The organism is Ruegeria atlantica (assembly GCF_001458195.1).
GTDB lineage: Bacteria > Pseudomonadota > Alphaproteobacteria > Rhodobacterales > Rhodobacteraceae > Ruegeria > Ruegeria atlantica.
Genome location: NZ_CYPU01000039.1, coordinates 504,188 through 521,470 on the forward strand (window position 1 = coordinate 504,188; position 17,283 = coordinate 521,470).

The 17,283-nt window shown below is 55.7% G+C and carries 18 protein-coding genes; 9 read left to right on the top strand and 9 right to left on the bottom strand.

The window, feature by feature from the left end; all coding sequences use genetic code 11:
* Positions 1-7 precede the first annotated feature (7 nt).
* Together RUA4292_RS12345 and RUA4292_RS12350 are read right to left on the bottom strand one after the other, a co-directional pair.
* Positions 8-1,150 carry an acyl-CoA dehydrogenase family protein gene (locus tag RUA4292_RS12345; protein ID WP_058277833.1) on the bottom strand — a complete coding sequence of 381 codons (1,143 nt, stop codon included), beginning with the start codon at positions 1,148-1,150 and terminating at the stop codon, positions 8-10.
* 117 nt (positions 1,151-1,267) lie between these two features.
* Positions 1,268-2,383, bottom strand: coding sequence for a carboxylate-amine ligase (locus RUA4292_RS12350; protein ID WP_058278184.1), 1,116 nt, complete (start codon positions 2,381-2,383; stop codon positions 1,268-1,270).
* Positions 2,384-2,522: 139 nt separating this feature from the next.
* Between RUA4292_RS12350 and RUA4292_RS12355 the strand changes: the two genes are divergently transcribed.
* Entirely contained in the window at positions 2,523-3,374 is an 852-nt protein-coding gene (locus RUA4292_RS12355) for a class I SAM-dependent methyltransferase (protein WP_058277834.1), read from the top strand.
* Between the two features lie 71 nt (positions 3,375-3,445).
* Entirely contained in the window at positions 3,446-3,922 is a 477-nt protein-coding gene (locus tag RUA4292_RS12360) for a fasciclin domain-containing protein (RefSeq protein ID WP_058278185.1), read from the top strand.
* Between the two features lie 52 nt (positions 3,923-3,974).
* On the opposite strand, the gene RUA4292_RS12365 is transcribed toward RUA4292_RS12360, so the two are convergent.
* Together RUA4292_RS12365 and RUA4292_RS12370 are read right to left on the bottom strand one after the other, a co-directional pair.
* Entirely contained in the window at positions 3,975-4,502 is a 528-nt protein-coding gene (locus tag RUA4292_RS12365) for a L,D-transpeptidase (RefSeq protein ID WP_370737419.1), read from the bottom strand.
* Between the two features lie 477 nt (positions 4,503-4,979).
* Positions 4,980-6,479, bottom strand: coding sequence for a CoA-acylating methylmalonate-semialdehyde dehydrogenase (locus RUA4292_RS12370; RefSeq protein WP_058271513.1), 1,500 nt, complete (start codon positions 6,477-6,479; stop codon positions 4,980-4,982).
* 104 nt (positions 6,480-6,583) lie between these two features.
* Between RUA4292_RS12370 and RUA4292_RS12375 the strand changes: the two genes are divergently transcribed.
* The 3 genes from RUA4292_RS12375 to coaD all read left to right on the top strand — a co-directional run bounded on the left by RUA4292_RS12375 (position 6,584) and on the right by coaD (position 8,561).
* Positions 6,584-7,486, top strand: coding sequence for a LysR family transcriptional regulator (locus RUA4292_RS12375; protein ID WP_058278186.1), 903 nt, complete (start codon positions 6,584-6,586; stop codon positions 7,484-7,486).
* 60 nt (positions 7,487-7,546) lie between these two features.
* A complete protein-coding gene (locus RUA4292_RS12380; protein WP_058271514.1) occupies positions 7,547-7,984 on the top strand; it encodes a CBS domain-containing protein in 438 nt (145 codons plus the stop codon).
* Positions 7,985-8,069: 85 nt separating this feature from the next.
* The gene (coaD, locus tag RUA4292_RS12385; RefSeq protein WP_058277836.1) at positions 8,070-8,561 is read left to right on the top strand and encodes a pantetheine-phosphate adenylyltransferase; all 492 of its coding nucleotides are present in this window, start codon (positions 8,070-8,072) and stop codon (positions 8,559-8,561) included.
* Here the strand turns inward: coaD and gap (RUA4292_RS12390) are convergent.
* The 3 genes from gap (RUA4292_RS12390) to gap (RUA4292_RS12400) all read right to left on the bottom strand — a co-directional run bounded on the left by gap (RUA4292_RS12390) (position 8,553) and on the right by gap (RUA4292_RS12400) (position 10,856).
* Entirely contained in the window at positions 8,553-9,557 is a 1,005-nt protein-coding gene (gene gap, locus RUA4292_RS12390; protein ID WP_058277837.1) for a type I glyceraldehyde-3-phosphate dehydrogenase, read from the bottom strand. The genes coaD and gap (RUA4292_RS12390) overlap by 9 nt on opposite strands.
* An 82-nt stretch (positions 9,558-9,639) precedes the next feature.
* Positions 9,640-9,783, bottom strand: coding sequence for a hypothetical protein (locus RUA4292_RS24970; RefSeq protein ID WP_058277838.1), 144 nt, complete (start codon positions 9,781-9,783; stop codon positions 9,640-9,642).
* 71 nt (positions 9,784-9,854) lie between these two features.
* Positions 9,855-10,856, bottom strand: coding sequence for a type I glyceraldehyde-3-phosphate dehydrogenase (gene gap, locus RUA4292_RS12400; RefSeq protein WP_058277839.1), 1,002 nt, complete (start codon positions 10,854-10,856; stop codon positions 9,855-9,857).
* Positions 10,857-11,037: 181 nt separating this feature from the next.
* On the opposite strand from gap (RUA4292_RS12400), the gene RUA4292_RS12405 reads away from it, so the two are divergent.
* Positions 11,038-12,009 carry a DUF808 domain-containing protein gene (locus RUA4292_RS12405; RefSeq protein WP_058277840.1) on the top strand — a complete coding sequence of 324 codons (972 nt, stop codon included), beginning with the start codon at positions 11,038-11,040 and terminating at the stop codon, positions 12,007-12,009.
* Positions 12,010-12,078: 69 nt separating this feature from the next.
* Here the strand turns inward: RUA4292_RS12405 and RUA4292_RS12410 are convergent, their stop codons facing one another.
* Complete coding sequence (locus tag RUA4292_RS12410; protein WP_058277841.1) at positions 12,079-12,279, bottom strand: hypothetical protein; 201 nt, start codon at positions 12,277-12,279, stop codon at positions 12,079-12,081.
* 701 nt (positions 12,280-12,980) lie between these two features.
* Between RUA4292_RS12410 and RUA4292_RS12415 the strand changes: the two genes are divergently transcribed.
* From RUA4292_RS12415 to RUA4292_RS12425, 3 genes are read left to right on the top strand one after another with little or no spacing between them, the layout of a single operon-like run.
* Complete coding sequence (locus tag RUA4292_RS12415; protein WP_145974947.1) at positions 12,981-13,421, top strand: hypothetical protein; 441 nt, start codon at positions 12,981-12,983, stop codon at positions 13,419-13,421.
* Positions 13,418-14,140, top strand: a complete 723-nt coding sequence (locus RUA4292_RS12420; RefSeq protein WP_058277843.1) for a SpoIIAA family protein — start codon at positions 13,418-13,420, stop codon at positions 14,138-14,140. The genes RUA4292_RS12415 and RUA4292_RS12420 overlap by 4 nt, the downstream gene beginning before the upstream one ends.
* Positions 14,141-14,144: 4 nt before the next feature.
* Positions 14,145-14,990, top strand: coding sequence for a hypothetical protein (locus RUA4292_RS12425; protein ID WP_199520008.1), 846 nt, complete (start codon positions 14,145-14,147; stop codon positions 14,988-14,990).
* Between the two features lie 218 nt (positions 14,991-15,208).
* On the opposite strand, the gene tkt is transcribed toward RUA4292_RS12425, so the two are convergent.
* Entirely contained in the window at positions 15,209-17,233 is a 2,025-nt protein-coding gene (tkt, locus tag RUA4292_RS12430; protein WP_058277844.1) for a transketolase, read from the bottom strand.
* Positions 17,234-17,283 lie beyond the last annotated feature (50 nt).

A 17,283-nucleotide genomic window follows, 5' to 3' on the forward strand; every position in this document is an offset into this window, starting at 1 on the left:
AAAGTCCTCAGCGCTGAGAGAGCATCTGGCGGGCAACGATGACCCGCATGATCTCGTTCGTGCCTTCCAAAATCTGATGCACGCGCAGATCGCGTACAAGCTTTTCGATACCGTAATCGGCCAGATAGCCATAGCCGCCATGCAATTGCAGGCATTGATCTACCACTTTCGATCCCGTTTCGGTCACGAATTTCTTGGCCATAGCGCAGAACTTTGTTGCATCGGGCGCGCCCTGATCCAACTTCCACGCCGCCTGACGCAGGAATGTCCGGCCGGCCTGCAATTCGATCTCCATATCTGCCAGACGGAACTGAAGGGCCTGAAACTGGTCGATGGACTGCCCGAAAGCCTTCCGCTCAGACATGTACTGTAGTGTCATGTTCAACCCGGTTTGCGCGCCACCCAATGAACAAGAGGCGATGTTCAGACGTCCGCCATCCAGCCCCATCATTGCGTATTTGAAACCGTCGCCTTCGACACCGACTAGGTTGTCGGAGGGGATCTTGCAATCGTCGAACTGTACCTGAGCAGTAGGCTGGCTTTTCCACCCCATCTTCTGTTCCAGCGCGCCAAAGCTCAGGCCTGGGGTGCCATCCTCGACATAGACCGTCGAAATGCCCTTGGGCCCATCCTGGCCGGTGCGCACCATGCAGACATAGGCATCCGAGTATCCGCCGCCCGAGATGAAAGACTTGGTGCCGTTCAGGGTGTAGCCTTCGTTTGTGCGTTCAGCGCGGGTTTTCAAAGCGGCTGCGTCAGAACCTGAGCCGGGCTCGGTCAGGCAATAGCTGAGCACGGTGCTCAAGCTTAGAACATCGGGCATGATGCGGGATTTCAGCTCGTCACTGGCGAAGCTGTCCAGCATCTTGGCACACATGTTGTGGATCGACAGAAAGGCTGCGACCGAGGGGCAGGCCATCGACAAAGCTTCGAACACAAGCGTGGCGTCTAGACGAGACAGGCCAGAACCGCCGCTGTCCTCAGAAACATAAAGGCCGCCGAAACCCAGCTCACCAATGCGCGGCCACAGATCTTTGGGGATGGTGCCTTCGGCCTCCCACTGGCGGGCAAATGGGGCGATGTTTTCCTGCCCGAAATCATGGGCCATGTCGAAGATTGCGTTCTGCTCTTCGGTTATTGCGAAATCCATGGATTGCCTCCCACGCTGCCCGTTGAATTGAACGAGTGTTTATTTCCCAATCCTTACAGAAATTTTGCACGGCCATCAATCACGGGCACATTCTTGTGCGGGAAAACGTGCCAACGTTCAGAGGTCTTGATGGAATTCGTCAATCAAGTGTTGAACCACAGCCTTGCCGGGGTCATCACCTTTTGCCGCTGCCTCGGCATATACCCGGCGCTGGCGGGTGGCCGAGGTGCCGTTCTGGGCAATCTGCTGCAGCTTTGCCAACTCAGTCATGGTGCCCAGAGCTTCGGCGTCTTCGGCCAGCAGACCCATCAATTCGCCCATAAGTTCCGGCATGGGTTTGATTGAGCGATCTCCGAAGTCAATCATCCCTTCGCCAACGCCATAGCGCTGCGCACGCCAGCGGTTTTCGCCAATGAGAAAGCGATCGTATTGTCGCCACCTGAGATTTCGGTCTTTCAAGCGACATAGCATGCGCGTTAACGCCTGCACCATTGCGGCCAGTGAAAGTGCATGCTCCATGCGGGGCTGCACGTCCATGATCCGGGTTTCCAGCGTTGGATATTGGTGCGACGGTCGCAAATCCCACCAAATTTTCGTGGTGTCTTCGATCACGCCCAGTTCGACCAGAACGCCCGTAGTACGTTCATATTCGGACCAGCCGGAAAAGATCGGCGGGAGTCCGGTCCGTGGCAAGTTGTCGAACACCGTTAACCTGTACGAAGACAGGCCGGTGTCCTCACCGTTCCAATATGGCGATGACGTCGACAAGGCCAAGAGATGCGGCAGAAAGTAGGACAGCTGCGGAATCAGGTCGGCGCGCAAGGCTGAATCGGCCACCCCGATATGGACATGCATGCCACAGATCAGCATACGCCGCGCCACTCCGCCCAACGCGTGTTGTAGCGCATCATATCGGTCTTTGCGCGTGTGTTGCTGTTTTTTCCAGTCGGCAAAGGGGTGGCAGGAAACAGCGATTGGGGCAAGGTTGTGCTCGGCGGCGCGTTTCGAAACGCAGGATCGCAAGCGTTTCAGATCCTCGCGCGCAGAGCTGATGGTCACATGCGGTCGCGTACCGACCTCGATCTGGCATTGCAGGAATTCGGGGCTGACCTGTCCTTCAAAATCGGCCTGGCAGGCTTCCATTAACGCGGCAGGCGCTTCGGCGAGTTCCAGACTGTCTCGATCTACCAGCAGATACTCTTCTTCGATGCCCAGCGTAAATTCCTGCTGCATTCCGGCCCTCGCAACTTTGTTCCAACCAGTGAATACGGAATTTGTCTTTTTGCCAAGTGTTTGCCAGCTGGGTTCTTGCGAAGCCCCCACGAGCACAGGTAAGGAGGCGTCTAGACTGTCACCAAACCCGGAGCGCCCCGTGAAACCAAGGAAATTCCCCCGGCTGAACGCCGCGCTTGATCGGTTTGGTGTGAAACTGATCGAAAAAGTGACCGAACGGGACGAGCGCGCGCGCCTTGAGGCGTTTGAACGGGTAGGGGGTCTGACCCGCCCGGCCTATACCTTGTCACCGGGGATGGACGGGTTCGATATCACTCAATTGGTGTCGGAATACCAAGAACACTCTACTTCTCTGGAAGCTCTGAAAGACCCGGCGCGCAACAAGACCGGTTATCGAATTAACAATGGGTACTACGACAGCCCGGATGCGGATGCGCTGTATCTGATGATCCGCCGTTTCAAACCAAAACGCGTGATCGAGGTGGGTTGCGGCAACTCGACCCGTGTAACGCGGCAGGCGATTATCGACAGCGGATTGCAGACCAACGTCACCGCAATCGATCCGTATCCACGGGCAGATATCGCGCATGTGGTGGACCAGTTCGAACAAAAACGTCTGGAAGAAGTCGATCCGGCATTGTTCGAGCATCTCGAATCCGGTGACGTGCTGTTCATCGATTCCAGCCACGTTGTTCGCATGAGCAATGACGTCGCGCACCTGTTCTGCCGCATCATTCCGGCGCTTAAACCCGGTGTGGTCATTCATGTGCACGATGTTTTTCTGCCTTATGAATATCCTAAACGGTTCTTCTATGATTGCCCGGGCTGGGGTGAGCAGTACATGCTGCATGCACTCCTGCAATCTAGTGCATATTCAATGCTTTGGCCTGGATACTACCTGCAACAGGATCGCCCCGATGCGGTCGAATCCTTGCCATTTTTGAAGGCCGGTCGCGCCCAAAGCATATGGGTTCAGGTCAAAGAAAATTGATCAGTTAGTGATCCGGCGCGTCTAAGCGCCCGTACCCCTTTCTATAACTAGCTGGAGAGGAGATGACAGCCATGTTTCGTCGTACGTTTATGGGCGCCGCCGCCGCAATTGCACTGACACTGCCTGTAAAAGCACAGGCTGCAGATATCGTGGATACCGCAGTGTCGGCCGGGTCCTTCAACACATTGGTCGCCGCTGTTCAGGCTGCGGGTCTTGTCGACACGTTGAAAAGTGACGGACCGTTCACAGTGTTCGCACCGACTGATGAAGCTTTTGCGGCATTGCCCGAAGGTACGGTGGAAACACTGCTGTTGCCGGAGAACAAAGACCAATTGGTCGAAATCCTGACCTATCACGTGGTTCCCGCCAAGGTGATGTCCGGTGACATCGCTGGCAAACGCGCCAAGGTCCTGACCGTGCAAGGCGATCGCCTGAGTGTAAATGCAAAGAACGGCGTGAAAGTGAACGGTGCCGAAGTCACTCAGGCCGATATTGAGACGAGCAATGGCGTGATCCACGTTGTCGACGCTGTGATCCTGCCGGAATAAGATACTTTGATTTCATGAAAAAGCCCCGGTCCTTGTGGCCGGGGCTTTATCATCAGACCAGTCTGACCTGGGTTCCGACCTGGACGAGAGGAAACAATTCCTCGACATGTTGATTGTACAGGCCGATGCACCCGGACGAGCTTTGGCGCCCGATTTTTCGCGTATCGTGGGTGCCGTGCACAAGATAGGCTGGCCAGCCCAGATACATTGCACGGGTGCCCAACGGGTTGCCTGGTTCACCACCTTCCATACGCACTGGCAAAAGCGGATCACGCTCGCGCATCGACGCGGTTGGTGTCCAACTGGGATTTTCAGCCTTGCGCACAACCTTGGTATAACCGCGCTTCGTCAGCTCTTCGCTCATCGGTACCGAACTAGGGTACAGTTTGTAGGTGCCATTTGGCCCCCAATAGTGCACCGCGCGGCTTGTGATATCGGCCAGCAAAGCCCCAGCGCCCAGCTGGTCAAAATGGTCCTGCCAGTTCTGTTGCGAGAAGGACGAGACATTGCGGCGCACCGGCAGTTGCGTGCTGATCGCCTCTTCTGTCGTTGGGAAAGCATCTGAGCTTTGGGCGCGCATAAGCGTCGGCGTCGCTAGGACGGACGCAGCACCCAGCAAGGCGGTACGACGATTAATACGGGAACTGGACACGGATGCCTCCTGAAGGAATGCTCTATGGTTTCGGGCAATTTAGTAACTGCTTTCCCTCAGGGCCAGATGCTTGGCTTAAATTTTCCGTGAGATTTACACATTTGACGCAGTTTATTGCCTGTCCGGACGGGGGAATACTCGGTGTCCGGACAGGTTTTGCTGTTTGCGGGACACGGCTTGGGGTATTTTTTCGGGTATGTCTGCTCCAATTCCAGAGGACAGGCCCGCAGATGTTCGGAGACCGCACGATATGACCAAGAAATCGGAAACCTTGGAAATTCGCGTATCTTATGAGTTGAAAAGCAAGTTGGCAGATCTGAGCTAGTTCTTACAGAACTAATCCCTTGTTAATCAGCGATAAAGGCCGCCCGTTGTGGCGGCCTTTGGCGTTTGTGGAGCGAAATATCAGTCCATCGCTTTGAAATTGAACTCGCCACCTTCTTTGATGCCCGACGGCCAACGGGCCGTAACGGTTTTCGTGCGGGTGTAGAACTTGAAGCTGTCCGGACCGTGCTGGTTCAGGTCACCAAACATGGATTTCTTCCAGCCGCCAAAGGTGTGGTAGGCCAGCGGAACTGGGATCGGAACGTTGATACCGACCATGCCGATATTCACACGGCTGGCAAAGTCGCGCGCGGTGTCGCCATCGCGCGTGAAGATTGCCGTGCCGTTGCCGTACTCGTGATCCATCGCCAGTTTCAGCGCTTCTTCATAAGAGCCTGCGCGCACGGTCGACAGAACCGGGCCAAAGATTTCTTGCTTGTAGATGTCCATCTCAGGCGTCACGTTATCGAACAGGTGCGGGCCGACAAAGAAGCCGTCCTCATAGCCCTGCAAGCTGAAGTCGCGGTTATCAACAACCAGCTTCGCGCCTTGTTCTACGCCCGAATTGATGAGGCCGAGGATACGCTCTTTGGCAGCACCTGTTACAACTGGGCCCATGTCGACGTCATCGCCGGCGGTGTAAGGGCCGACCTTCAGCTTTTCAACACGCGGGATCAGCTTTTCGATCAGAGCGTCGGCGGTTTCTTCGCCAACGGGCACAGCAACCGAGATGGCCATGCAGCGTTCGCCCGCCGCGCCAAACCCGGCACCGACCAGAGCGTCGGCAGCCTGATCCAGATCCGCGTCAGGCATGACGATCATGTGGTTCTTGGCGCCGCCGAAACACTGCGCGCGCTTACCGTTCGCAGTCGCGCGGGAATAGATGTATTGCGCGATCGGGGTCGAGCCAACAAAGGACACGCCCTGAATGGTATCGCTGTCCAGCAGAGTGTCCACGGCCTCTTTGTCGCCATTGACGACCTGGAAGACGCCCTTGGGCAGGCCGGCTTCGACAAACAGCTCTGCTAGCATCAGGGGAACGGAGGGATCACGCTCGGACGGTTTCAGAACCACTGCGTTGCCGCAGGCCAGGGCAGGGCCTACGTGCCAAAGCGGCATCATGGCTGGGAAGTTGAACGGCATAATGGATGCAACAACACCCAGCGGCTGCCGCATGGAATACATGTCGATACCCGGGCCTGCACTGTCGGTGAACTCACCCTTCAGCATCTGCGGTGCAGCGATGCAGTATTCGATCACTTCCAGACCGCGCTGCAAGTCGCCCTTGGCGTCTGGGATGGTTTTGCCATGCTCGCGGCTGAGCGCCTCGGCCAACTTGTCCATGTCGCGGTTCATCAGGTGAACCATGGCCATCATGACACGTGCGCGTTTCTGTGGATTGGTTGCACCCCAGGCAAGCTGCGCAGCGGCTGCGCTTTCGATTGCCGCCGTGGTTTCGGCAGCACTTGCCATCGGGCACTTGTACTGAACCTCGCCAGTGGCGGGGTTAAAGACGTCGTCAAATCGTCCTGAGGTTCCGGCGACATTCTCGCCGTTGATGAAATGGGACAGCTCGGTCATTGCAGATCTCCTCCGATGCGTTTGTGCGCACAATAGGCTTGCATAAATTGCTTGAACAGAGGCAATGTCCCAAAGATGTTTTGCAAAAATGCAAAGGGCAGGCCGTGACACCAAACTGGGATGATATGCGGGTCTTTTTGGCCGTCGCGCGAGAAGAAAGCCTTTCGGCTGCCGGGCGTCAGCTGAAGATCGACCCAGCCACCGTCGGGCGACGGATTGCTCGGTTGGAAACCTCATTGGAAGCCCCCCTGTTTACCAAATCGCAACAAGGCTACCTTTTGACTGCTGCGGGCGAACGCCTGATGGAACACGGGCAAAAAGCAGAAGAGGCGATGCGCGCGGCGGCTGGCGCGATGGCGGGAACGTCGAAAACGCTCAGCGGACAAATACGGATTGGCGCGCCGGACGGGTCGGCTAACTATCTTTTGCCGCAGGTCTGCGCAAAAATCAGCGATGCAAACCCCGATCTGGATATTCAGATTCTGGCCCTACCGCGCGTGATCAACCTGTCTCGGCGTGAGGCGGATATGGCGGTGACCGTCAGTGCACCAACAGCTGGGAGCCTTCTGGTCCAGAAAATCACCGATTACAAACTGCACCTTGTTGCGATGCGCGACTATCTGGCCTCTTACCCGGCAATCCGTGCGATCCAGGACCTGAGTGGCCATCGCATGATTGGCTACATTCCGGATATGATCTTTGACCGCGAGCTGGATTATCTAGTGGATATCGGTGTTGACCGTGTCGCGCTTGCATCGAATTCGGTGTCGGTTCAGCTGCGGCAGGCCACGCTTGGAACGGGGGTTTGCGTGGCGCATGACTTCACCTTGCCGTTTCATCCCAACCTGCAGAAAATCCTGACGGATCAGGTGAGTTTGACCCGGAGTTTTCACCTGGTGCGACATCAGGGCGATCAGCGGAATGAAAGATTGAACCGGTTTGCGCAGGCCTTGACGCAGGGTATTCGGGAAGAGGTTGAGCGGCTTGAGGCTCAAGTGTCACCTTGACAGGTTTAAGCATTCCGGCAACGCTTTGGAAAACAGGACATTATTTCGGAGGTAACGCTTATGCTCGTTCAGGCCATTCTGAAATCCAAGGCTACCGGAGGGGTCGAGACAGTCAGCCCGACAATCACTGTGGCTGACGCCTCGAAAATCCTGGCCGAAAAACGGATCGGGACGGTTGTTGTATCAGAAGATGGCGGCGAAACGGCATCTGGCATCCTTTCCGAGCGGGACATCGTAAGGGAGTTGGCCGCAAGCGGCAGTGGTTGCCTGGCGCAGCCAGTCAGCGCCTATATGACCCGTAACCTTGTGACAGCCACTCAGCAGGACACGGTTCAGGATATCATGACCCGCATGACCGAAGGGCGCTTTCGCCACATGCCCGTTGTCGAAGATGGCAAGCTGGTGGGGATCGTCACACTGGGCGACGTGGTAAAGGCGCAGCTGGCAGAACTGGCTATGGAAAAAGACGCGCTGCAAGGCATGATCATGGGGCATTGAGGCCCTTGAACCCCAAAGCTGCCTCTTGCACCTGCGGCGAAGTTATGTTTGCTTGCGCAGAAATTTTATTGCGCAGGAGGCCGCGATGAGGGTTGGATTATATCCCGGAACATTCGATCCAATCACCTTGGGTCATATCGATATCATTCGCCGTGCGGCTGCTTTGGTGGACAAGCTCGTCATTGGCGTCGCGATCAACCGCGACAAGGGCCCATTGTTCTCACTTGAGGAACGCGTTGCGATGATCGAGGTGGAATGCGCCCATCTGACTGAGCAAACGGGAACCGAAATCGTTGCGCATCCCTTTGAAAACCTGCTGATCGACTGCGCCCGTGATGTTGGGGCGCAGATCATTGTCCGCGGGCTGCGGGCTGTTGCGGATTTTGAATATGAATTCCAGATGGTCGGGATGAACCGGGCGTTGGACGACACGGTCGAGACGGTCTTCCTGATGGCCGAGGCGCGGCATCAGGCCATTGCCTCCAAATTGGTTAAGGAAATCGCCCGGTTGGACGGGGACGTGTCGAAATTCGTCACGCCCCGCGTTAATGCCGCGCTACGTGATCGTTTAAGCTAGGGCACCCATCGCTGCGGCAGTGTCCAGCATCCGGTTCGAGAAACCCCATTCGTTATCATACCATGCCAGCACACGCACCAGTGTGCCGTCGGTCACCTTGGTTTCCGGCAGCGAAACGGTCGAGCTATGTGGGTCGTGGTTGAAATCCACCGAGATCAGCGGGCGGTTCTCTGCCGCCAAAACTCCGGGGATTCTGGCTGCGGCTTCGGTAAACAGCGCGTTGACTTCGTCCTCGGTCGTCGGGCGCGAGACTTCAGCGACCAGATCAACCACGGACACGTTCGGTGTTGGGACACGAATAGCTTGACCTGTCAGCTTACCGGCCAGTTGCGGCAAGACGAGGCCAACGGCAGAGGCCGCGCCCGTAGTGGTCGGGATCATCGACAATGCTGCCGCGCGTGACAGATATGGGTCTTTTCCGGCAGTGTCGTGGACGGGTTGGCTGGCTGTGTAGGCGTGAACCGTGGTCATGTTGCCGTGGACAATGCCTAGCCCTGCGTCCAGCGCTGCGGCCACCGGTGACAGGCAGTTGGTGGTACAAGACGCATTAGACACTACGTTATCTTCGGCCGTAAGCTCGTGATCGTTAACGCCAAACACGATCGTTTTCACAGCGCCATCGCCGCGGGCTGGGGCCGAGATCAAGACTTTCTTTGATCCGTTCGCGAAATGGCGCGATGCGGCTTCGCGTGTGCGAAATACGCCAGTGCATTCCAGAACGACGTCCACATCGGACCAATCCAGTTTTTCCGGCTCACGCTCGCTGCTCAGGCGGATTGGACCGTTTCCAACATCCAGGCCTTCCTCGGTCAAAGTGACCGGTTTGTCGTACCGGCCATGGACGCTGTCGAATTCGAACAGATGCGCGTTCATTTCCGGCTTCGCCAAGTCGTTTATCGCAACGATTTCAACATCCGTGCGCCCGGATTCCATGACCGCCCGCAGCACGCCGCGTCCGATCCGTCCAAATCCGTTGATTGCCAGCTTGAGTGTCATGTCCTGCTCCGTCCGAAATGCGGCCAACGTGAAGTTAGCGCTAACAAAGCCAGTTCAGAGGAAAAGTCAAGCAAAACCTCTGTCACCGCCAGAAGGCGAGCCAGTCCAGAAAGGTGTAGAGTTTCTTGCCAAGGAACACGAATTGTTCGGTTCCAAAGAAGGCATAGCTGATAACGAATAAGCCCAGAATGAGCAGGGCAAGCCAGATGGCGATTTGATTTGTCATGCTTGCCCCGGACGAAAACGCCCGCCCAGTTAACCTGAGCGGGCGAAAAGGTTCAAGATTTCAAAGCAACCTTAGTTCAGGCGACCCATAGCAACTGCCACGTCGGCCATACGGACCGAGAACGCCCATTCGTTGTCGTACCAAGCCAGAACACGGACCATGCGGTCGCCGACAACGCGGGTCTGATCGGGTGCGAAGATCGAGCTTTCCTCGGTGTTGTTGAAATCGGTCGAAACCAGCGGTGCGGGTTCATAGCCCAGAACACGCTGCATCGAACCCAACGAGGCTTCGCGTACGATAGCGTTCACTTCTTCTACCGTTACATCACGAGCAGCGCGGAATGTCAGGTCAACCGCAGAAACATTCGGGGTCGGCACACGGATGGCCGAACCATCCAGGCGACCTTTCAGATTGGGCAGAACCTCGCCCAAGGCTTTCGCGGCACCTGTCGATGTCGGAATCATCGACATCGCGGCAGCACGGGCGCGGTAAAGATCACTATGACGGCGGTCAAGGGTCGGCTGGTCGCCGGTATAGGCGTGGATCGTGGTCATGATGCCGTTCTCGATGCCGATACCCTCGTCCAGTACCTTGGCGAGCGGAGCAAGGCAGTTCGTAGTGCACGAGCCGTTCGAGACCATTTTGTCATCGGCCACAAGGCTGTTGTGGTTTACACCATAGACGATGGTCTTATCGACGTTTTTGCCCGGGGCAGACAGCAGGACCCTTTGTGCACCGCGATCCAGGTGCGTTTTGGCTTTCAGACCGTCATTGAATTTACCGGTGCATTCCAGAACGACATCGCAGCCATCCCAGTCCAGTTCGTTCATGTCATAGGTCGAGAACATCTCCATCGGGCCGCGGCCCAGATCCATGGTTTTGCCATCGATTGCGACATCGCGGGGGAAACGTCCGTGAACACTGTCATACTTTAGCAGGTGCGCTGTGGTTTCCAGCGGGCCGGTTGCGTTGACCTTGATCACTTCGATGTCGTTGCGGGCGGATGCCGCGATATGCGACAACGTGCAGCGGCCAATGCGGCCAAAACCATTGATACCGACCTTGATGGTCATGTGCTGTCTCCAAATGCGCTTGCGTTGGACGCCATATAGCTGTCAAAGCGCTTTCTCAAAAGACCAAAAGTGACATATTTCTAACGTGTTAGCGCAAACCTGCGCCGGTTGCGCTAACGCTTGCGCTAGCCGTCGGATCGGGTAGGCTCCGGTTGCGGCAGGTGAAGTGAAAGGAAACACCATGAGCGGTCTGTTGGCCCTATTGGATGACGTAGCAGGTATTGCAAAGGTTGCGGCCTCGTCCGTGGACGATGTGGTCGCGGCGGCCGGAAAGGCGGGCGCAAAGACCGCTGGTGTGATCATCGACGATGCCGCAGTGACCCCGAAATACGTTCAAGGATTCGCCCCGGCGCGCGAGTTGCCCATCATTTGGCGCATCGCGCGTGGTTCCATATTCAACAAGATCATCCTGCTGCTGCCGGTTGCTTTGCTACTGGCGAATTTTGCTCCGTGGTTGATTACGCCTTTGTTGATGATCGGCGGCTCTTACCTGTGTTTCGAGGGGGCCGAGAAGATATTTCATGCCCTATTCCCTCATGGCAGTCACTTTATCGACGAAGACATGGCCATTCGCGATCCCGGCCATCTGGAAGAACAAAAGGTCAAAGGCGCGATCAAGACGGATTTTATACTTTCGGCTGAAATCATGACGATTGCGCTGGCCGCGATCGAGGCCCCAAACCTGTGGATGCAGGCCGCGACCTTGGCGGTTGTGGGGATCGGTGTCACTGTGGCGGTCTACGGATCAGTTGCCCTTATCGTGAAGATGGACGACGTTGGATTGTACCTCGCGCAAAACGCACCGACGCCGATTGGGCGAGGGCTGGGGCGCGGGTTGGTCAAAGCCATGCCAGTTGTCATGAAAATCCTGTCCATAGTCGGCACCGCCGCGATGTTGTGGGTCGGCGGTTCCATCATCATTCACGGGATGGAGGTTCTGGGCTTTGGTTGGCTGGGACACCACATCCATGATTGGGCCTATGCCATTGGTCATTCTGTGTCTGAGCAGTGGACCGGTGTTGTTGAATGGGTATCCAAGGCGACGATGGACGGTGTGTTCGGTCTGGCATGGGGTTTTGTTCTGATACCGGTGGCGACAAAGGTGATCGGGCCGTTGATCGGGATGTTTTCAAAGAAGACTGATGCACATTGAATTGAAAATCCTGAAGTGGTTGACTTGAGCCATTTACCGACTTATCGACCGGTCCAGAGTTGGGTCCGCTTACAATTGAATGGGCGCGCTGCCAAACGCAAAGCGGCGGCCTTGTCGGCCATGAACCTTGGCGCGGAACAAATGCCGTTTGAACCGCTCAGGCTTCAACGGGTACTGCAATTCCGGATCGATACGGCGGACACTGCGGCCCGACGCGCCAAGTGGGTAGGGGGTCGATAGTTTAACCTGCTCAGCGGCCAGCCGCAGCAATTTATTCCGCTATATGGAACGCATGTTAGGCAGGTTTTGTCTGCTGTAGGGCAGAACGTGCCCGATGGGATTGTGCCAGCAGAACGGTATAAGTTGCGGTTGGACTATGCGAAACGGGCCTATACGGCAACGAAGGCTGAGCCAAAGCAGCCAAAACAGGAAAGGGCGGCCAAAGCCCAAGCCACTATAGGTAAATGTTGACGAGCTATCGACCAGCAGCTAGCCTGCTGGTCGTTTTCATTTAGAAATATGGGCTTGTGACGTGAAGGAACCTAGAAAAGCTTCGCAAAAATCTGCGAACAAAATGAGAACTCGACTTCCTCGCCTGCCTGGAGGTTTCTCAGTCAATTTTTGCCGCAATCCACTTTGTGACCTTTACGGCGTATTACCTGACCCAGGAGATGGGCGCGGCCGACCAGCTACTCCTGGTTTGAACTTGGCGCGGGGCAAGGTCTCCGGGTCTGGAGAACAGCGCACCTATGTTTGCCCAAGTTGCGGACGGTCTAGCATCCTCAAATCCAACAAGGCATTGGCGGAAGAATACGCAAGGCTCTCCCGCCTGAATAGAAGAACAAAACGTGAAAGTTGTCCGAGTATTGCATGTATCAATCATGTTGCGACCGTTGGAGCATTTGATGCGTCAGGCAGGGTTCTTGCCTAGAGACGGTGATCAGGCTGTCTCCAGACCACAGGACGGCACCATGGAGTACCTTTTGGAATCCTCCTTTGGCAATATGGCACTCTCCAACATCAGGGAGCTACTAATGGATCATACCGGTCAGTCTGAAACGGCCGGCATTCACTACCCGTTCCACTTCATCAATGAGCCGCATAAGCGGGTGATTTTCCGCACTGACCCAACACGATTAGACTTTGCCCAGATGGCCCAGTTCGCAGTTCGGGCGGGAACGCATCCAGTGGACATGTATCACGCTCGGGCACGAACTAAGGTCATGGGATTTGAGCGTGGCTTGTCAACCTCGGGCCGCAAAAGCCTGTGGTACTACAAGCAGTACTACAATCCAGTCATGGTCATGAAGCTGGTGGATATGCGTGATGTAAAACCGTTAACAACCGGCCCCAAAAGTCATTTCAGATTGTGGTTCTTGATTCAGGCTAACGTCCAAGGGAGTTTACCTTGATACAACTTGAAAAGTTTAAAGATTCAAATCAACTGGAAGTCACATTGAGCGGCAAAGTTAGTGCTCATGATTATGAAACCGTCCTGAAGCCAGGGATTGTCGAAGTCCTCTGCGAGCATGACTACACTCGTTTGCTTGTCAGATGCGAGGGTGATCTCTCCTACGACTTTGGAGGCGCTTGGTCTGACCTGAAGCTCGGCCTGAGCCACTGGCACGGATTTGACCGAGTGGCGGTTGTAACGCAGCTAGGCTGGGTTCGTGCGACGGTCAGCGTGATAGCTCCATTTACACCATGCCCCGTCAGGACTTTCGATCCATCTGAACAAGAAGATGCACGCAGATGGCTGCGAGAATCGTTGGGGTCGATACACATTCAGGAACTCAGTCCCGGAGTACTGCAGATAGGTTTGATGGGTAAGCTTGATCCTGAAGTTTACAGAAATAAGGATGAGGACATCAATTCTCATTTGAAAGACTTAGACCATTTCAACCTGTTATTGGATTTGCGTGAGTTTCAGGGCTGGGAAGGTCTTTCGTCGGTTTCTGCCCACTTAAGCTTGATCAGGGAACACTCTGCTAAGCTCCGAAAAGTCTCAATCGTCGGAAATAGTTCTTGGCAAAAGATGGCGGAACGCTTCGGTAAACGGATTGGTGGCGTTGATTCCCAGTTTTTCGATGGTGACCATTTCGATGACGCAGTCGAGTGGGTCAAGGAGTAGCAAAATGCAGACCAATCTGAAGGCTTCAAGCACAAATGTAACTTCGACCCGGAATTTCCTTGCCAGGTTCTTCTTTAGCCTTTTCGTCTTTCTGGGAGTATCTACGGCAACAGGCAATCCTGTGGTTGCACAGGAGAACGACGCGGCCTCAGCAGCAGCTCAGGCGAATAATCCGCTGGCAAATTTCAAAGCGGTCAACGTTCAGAACTATTATGTTGGCGATATTTCCGGAACGGACCAAACTGGCAATCAGTTTTGGCTCAGGTATGCGCAACCTTTGAGCTTGGGGAACACAAATTGGGTTCTAAGGGCCTCTTTGCCTTTAAATTCATTCCCGGCACAAAGTGGGAAAACGACGGGCGTTGGTGACCTAAACGTTTTTGCCGCTTACCTTATAGATATTGGAAATCCGGCTGTTAGCTTTGGTGTTGGTCCTCAATTAACCGCGCCAACAGGCTCGACGGATGGGTCTGGATCTAAAAAATGGTCAGCCGGTATCGCGAACGTATTGTTCAACGCGTCGTCACCGATACTCCAATACGGTTACCTTCTGACTTGGCAAGCCAGTTTTGCCGGAGACAGTGATGCAAAGGATGTAAATATCGGAGCTTTTCAACCTTTTCTGTTCTACCAACTCGGTGGAGGGACATACCTAAGGTCAGCACCAATAATGACCTACGACTTTGAATCGGACAGCTATAATGTGCCAATCGGCTTGGGTATCGGGAAAGTATTCAAAAAGAAGGACATCACCTACAACGTCTTTGTCGAACCGCAGTACTCAGTTGCGAGCAAAGGGCCAGGGCAGGCAAAATGGCAGATCTTTGCTGGCTTCAATACTCAATTTTGAAGGTAATGCCCTTTTCCAACTACCTCCATGTCGGCCGCTCTCGCGTTGTGAGTTCTTTCGCTGCACCAAAATCCAATGCCTGTTAGTTGGTGTCAATTTTCCATCGTCTCAATCGGAGCAAAAAGAAAAAGAGGCTGAACTCTCAGCCTCTTTCAATATTTACCTATAGGGCCTTGGCCAAAGCCGCCCTTTTTGTATCTGGCTGACGAGCAGAGCGTTTACTGATTCAGCAGTTCCTTGACCTTGGCGACTGTCGCCTCGGCGGTGATGCCGAAATGCTTGTACAGTTCACCGGCGGGGGCCGACGCACCGAAGCTGGACATACCGATGAAACCGGCTTTGGCTTCGCGACCACGTTCACCCAGCAACCAGCGATCCCATCCACCGGCGCGAACGGCGGCCTCGATACCGACGCGGACGGGGCCGCCCGGCAGGACGCGCTTGCGATAGGCCTCATCTTGCTGCGCAAACAGCTCCATCGAGGGCATGGAGACGACGCGGGTGCCGATGCCTTCAGCCTCGAGCATCGCTTTGGCTTCCATCGCCAGCGACACTTCGGACCCGGTGGCGATCAGAATGGCCTGACGCTTGACTTCGGCATCGGCCAGAACGTATGCGCCTTGCGCGGTCAGGTTCTTGGCCTTGTGTTCTTTGCGCACCGTCGGCACGCCCTGACGGGTCAGCGACAGAACCGAAGGGCTGTCCTTGAACGTCAGCGCCAGTTCCCATGCCTCAGCCGTTTCAACCACATCGGCGGGACGGAACACATAAGTGTTCGGCGTCGCCCGCGAGATGGCCAGATGCTCAACCGGCTGGTGGGTCGGGCCGTCTTCGCCCAGACCGATTGAGTCGTGGGTCATCACGAAGACCGTAGGCACCTTCATCAAGGCCGCCAAACGCATCGAGGGGCGGGCATAGTCGGTGAACGCCATGAACGTGCCGCCATAGGGGCGGATACCGCCGTGCAACGCCATACCGTTCATCGCGGCGGCCATGCCGTGTTCGCGGATTCCGTAGTGGATATAGCGACCCTTGCGGTTTTCCGGCAGGAACACGCCCATATCCGCAGATTTGGTGTTGTTCGACCCGGTCAGGTCGGCCGAACCGCCTACGGTCTCGGTCATGATCGGGTTCACCACGTTCAGAACCTTTTCCGAAGACGCGCGGGTGGCGAGTTTCGGCAGATCTTCCGACATCTGCTTTTTGAACGCACGGATGGCACCGGCCAGTTTCTTAGGTGCATCAAACGCATAGGCGCGGTTGAATTCGGCCTGTTTGCGTTCGGAAATCTGCGCGAAACGCTCCTCCCATTCGGCGCGTTCAGCCGCGCCACGGGCACCGATGGCCTCCCAAGCCGATTTGACGTCAGTAGGGACCACAAAGGCATCATGGGGCCAACCATAGCCGTCTTTGGCGGCTTTCAGCTGATCCTGATCGGTCAGTGCGCCGTGACCTTTGGAAGTATCCTGTGCGGCGTGACCCAGCGCGATGTGGCTTTCGCAGGCGATCATGGTCGGTTTGTTCGACGATTTGGCTTGCACAATGGCCGCATCAATCGCGACTGGATCATGGCCATCGATTTCAATCACGTTCCAGCCCGAGGCCTTGAAGCGGCGCACCTGATCGGTGCGATCGGCAATATCCACGGTGCCGTCGATGGTGATGTTGTTGTTGTCCCAGAAAACGATCAGTTTGCTCAGCTCATGACGCCCCGCGAGCGTGATGGCCTCTTGGCTGACGCCTTCCATCAGGCAACCGTCGCCCGCAATCACATAAGTATAGTGATCGACGACCTTTTTTCCGTAGTTGGCGCGCTGGATTTCCTCGGCCATGGCAAAGCCTACGGCGTTCGAGATACCTTGTCCCAGCGGGCCGGTGGTTGTTTCGATACCACTGACCAGGAAGTTTTCGGGGTGCCCGGCAGTTTTCGCGCCCAGTTGGCGGAAATTCTTGATCTCGTCCAGCGTCACGTCAGCGTGGCCTGTGAGATAGAGCAACGAGTATACCAGCATCGAGCCGTGCCCCGCGGACAGGATGAACCGGTCGCGGTCGGGCCAGTTCGGGGCCGAGGCGTCAAATTTCAGGTGCTTTTCAAACAGCACGGTCGCAACGTCGGCCATGCCCATCGGCATACCGGAATGGCCGGAATTAGCAGCGGCGACGGCGTCAAGGGTCAGGGTGCGGATGGCCGCAGCCTTGTTCCAGTGTTCAGGATTGGCATTGCGCAGCGCAGTCAGGTCCACGGGCGTTGTTCCTTTGGATTACAGGCAGATGGGGCGCTCAATACCATCCA

Coding starts and splice junctions, on each gene's coding strand:
- RUA4292_RS12370 (WP_058271513.1), bottom strand. CDS start 6,479: ATGACCGAGCTGTCCCATTTCATCAACGGCGAGAATGTCGCCGGAACC.
- RUA4292_RS12345 (WP_058277833.1), bottom strand. CDS start 1,150: ATGGATTTCGCAATAACCGAAGAGCAGAACGCAATCTTCGACATGGCC.
- gap (WP_058277837.1), bottom strand. CDS start 9,557: ATGACACTCAAGCTGGCAATCAACGGATTTGGACGGATCGGACGCGGC.
- RUA4292_RS12415 (WP_145974947.1), top strand. CDS start 12,981: ATGGAGTACCTTTTGGAATCCTCCTTTGGCAATATGGCACTCTCCAAC.
- RUA4292_RS12405 (WP_058277840.1), top strand. CDS start 11,038: ATGAGCGGTCTGTTGGCCCTATTGGATGACGTAGCAGGTATTGCAAAG.
- RUA4292_RS12425 (WP_199520008.1), top strand. CDS start 14,145: ATGCAGACCAATCTGAAGGCTTCAAGCACAAATGTAACTTCGACCCGG.
- RUA4292_RS12380 (WP_058271514.1), top strand. CDS start 7,547: ATGCTCGTTCAGGCCATTCTGAAATCCAAGGCTACCGGAGGGGTCGAG.
- RUA4292_RS12365 (WP_370737419.1), bottom strand. CDS start 4,502: ATGCGCGCCCAAAGCTCAGATGCTTTCCCAACGACAGAAGAGGCGATC.
- coaD (WP_058277836.1), top strand. CDS start 8,070: ATGAGGGTTGGATTATATCCCGGAACATTCGATCCAATCACCTTGGGT.
- RUA4292_RS12350 (WP_058278184.1), bottom strand. CDS start 2,383: ATGCAGCAGGAATTTACGCTGGGCATCGAAGAAGAGTATCTGCTGGTA.
- RUA4292_RS24970 (WP_058277838.1), bottom strand. CDS start 9,783: ATGACAAATCAAATCGCCATCTGGCTTGCCCTGCTCATTCTGGGCTTA.
- gap (WP_058277839.1), bottom strand. CDS start 10,856: ATGACCATCAAGGTCGGTATCAATGGTTTTGGCCGCATTGGCCGCTGC.
- RUA4292_RS12360 (WP_058278185.1), top strand. CDS start 3,446: ATGTTTCGTCGTACGTTTATGGGCGCCGCCGCCGCAATTGCACTGACA.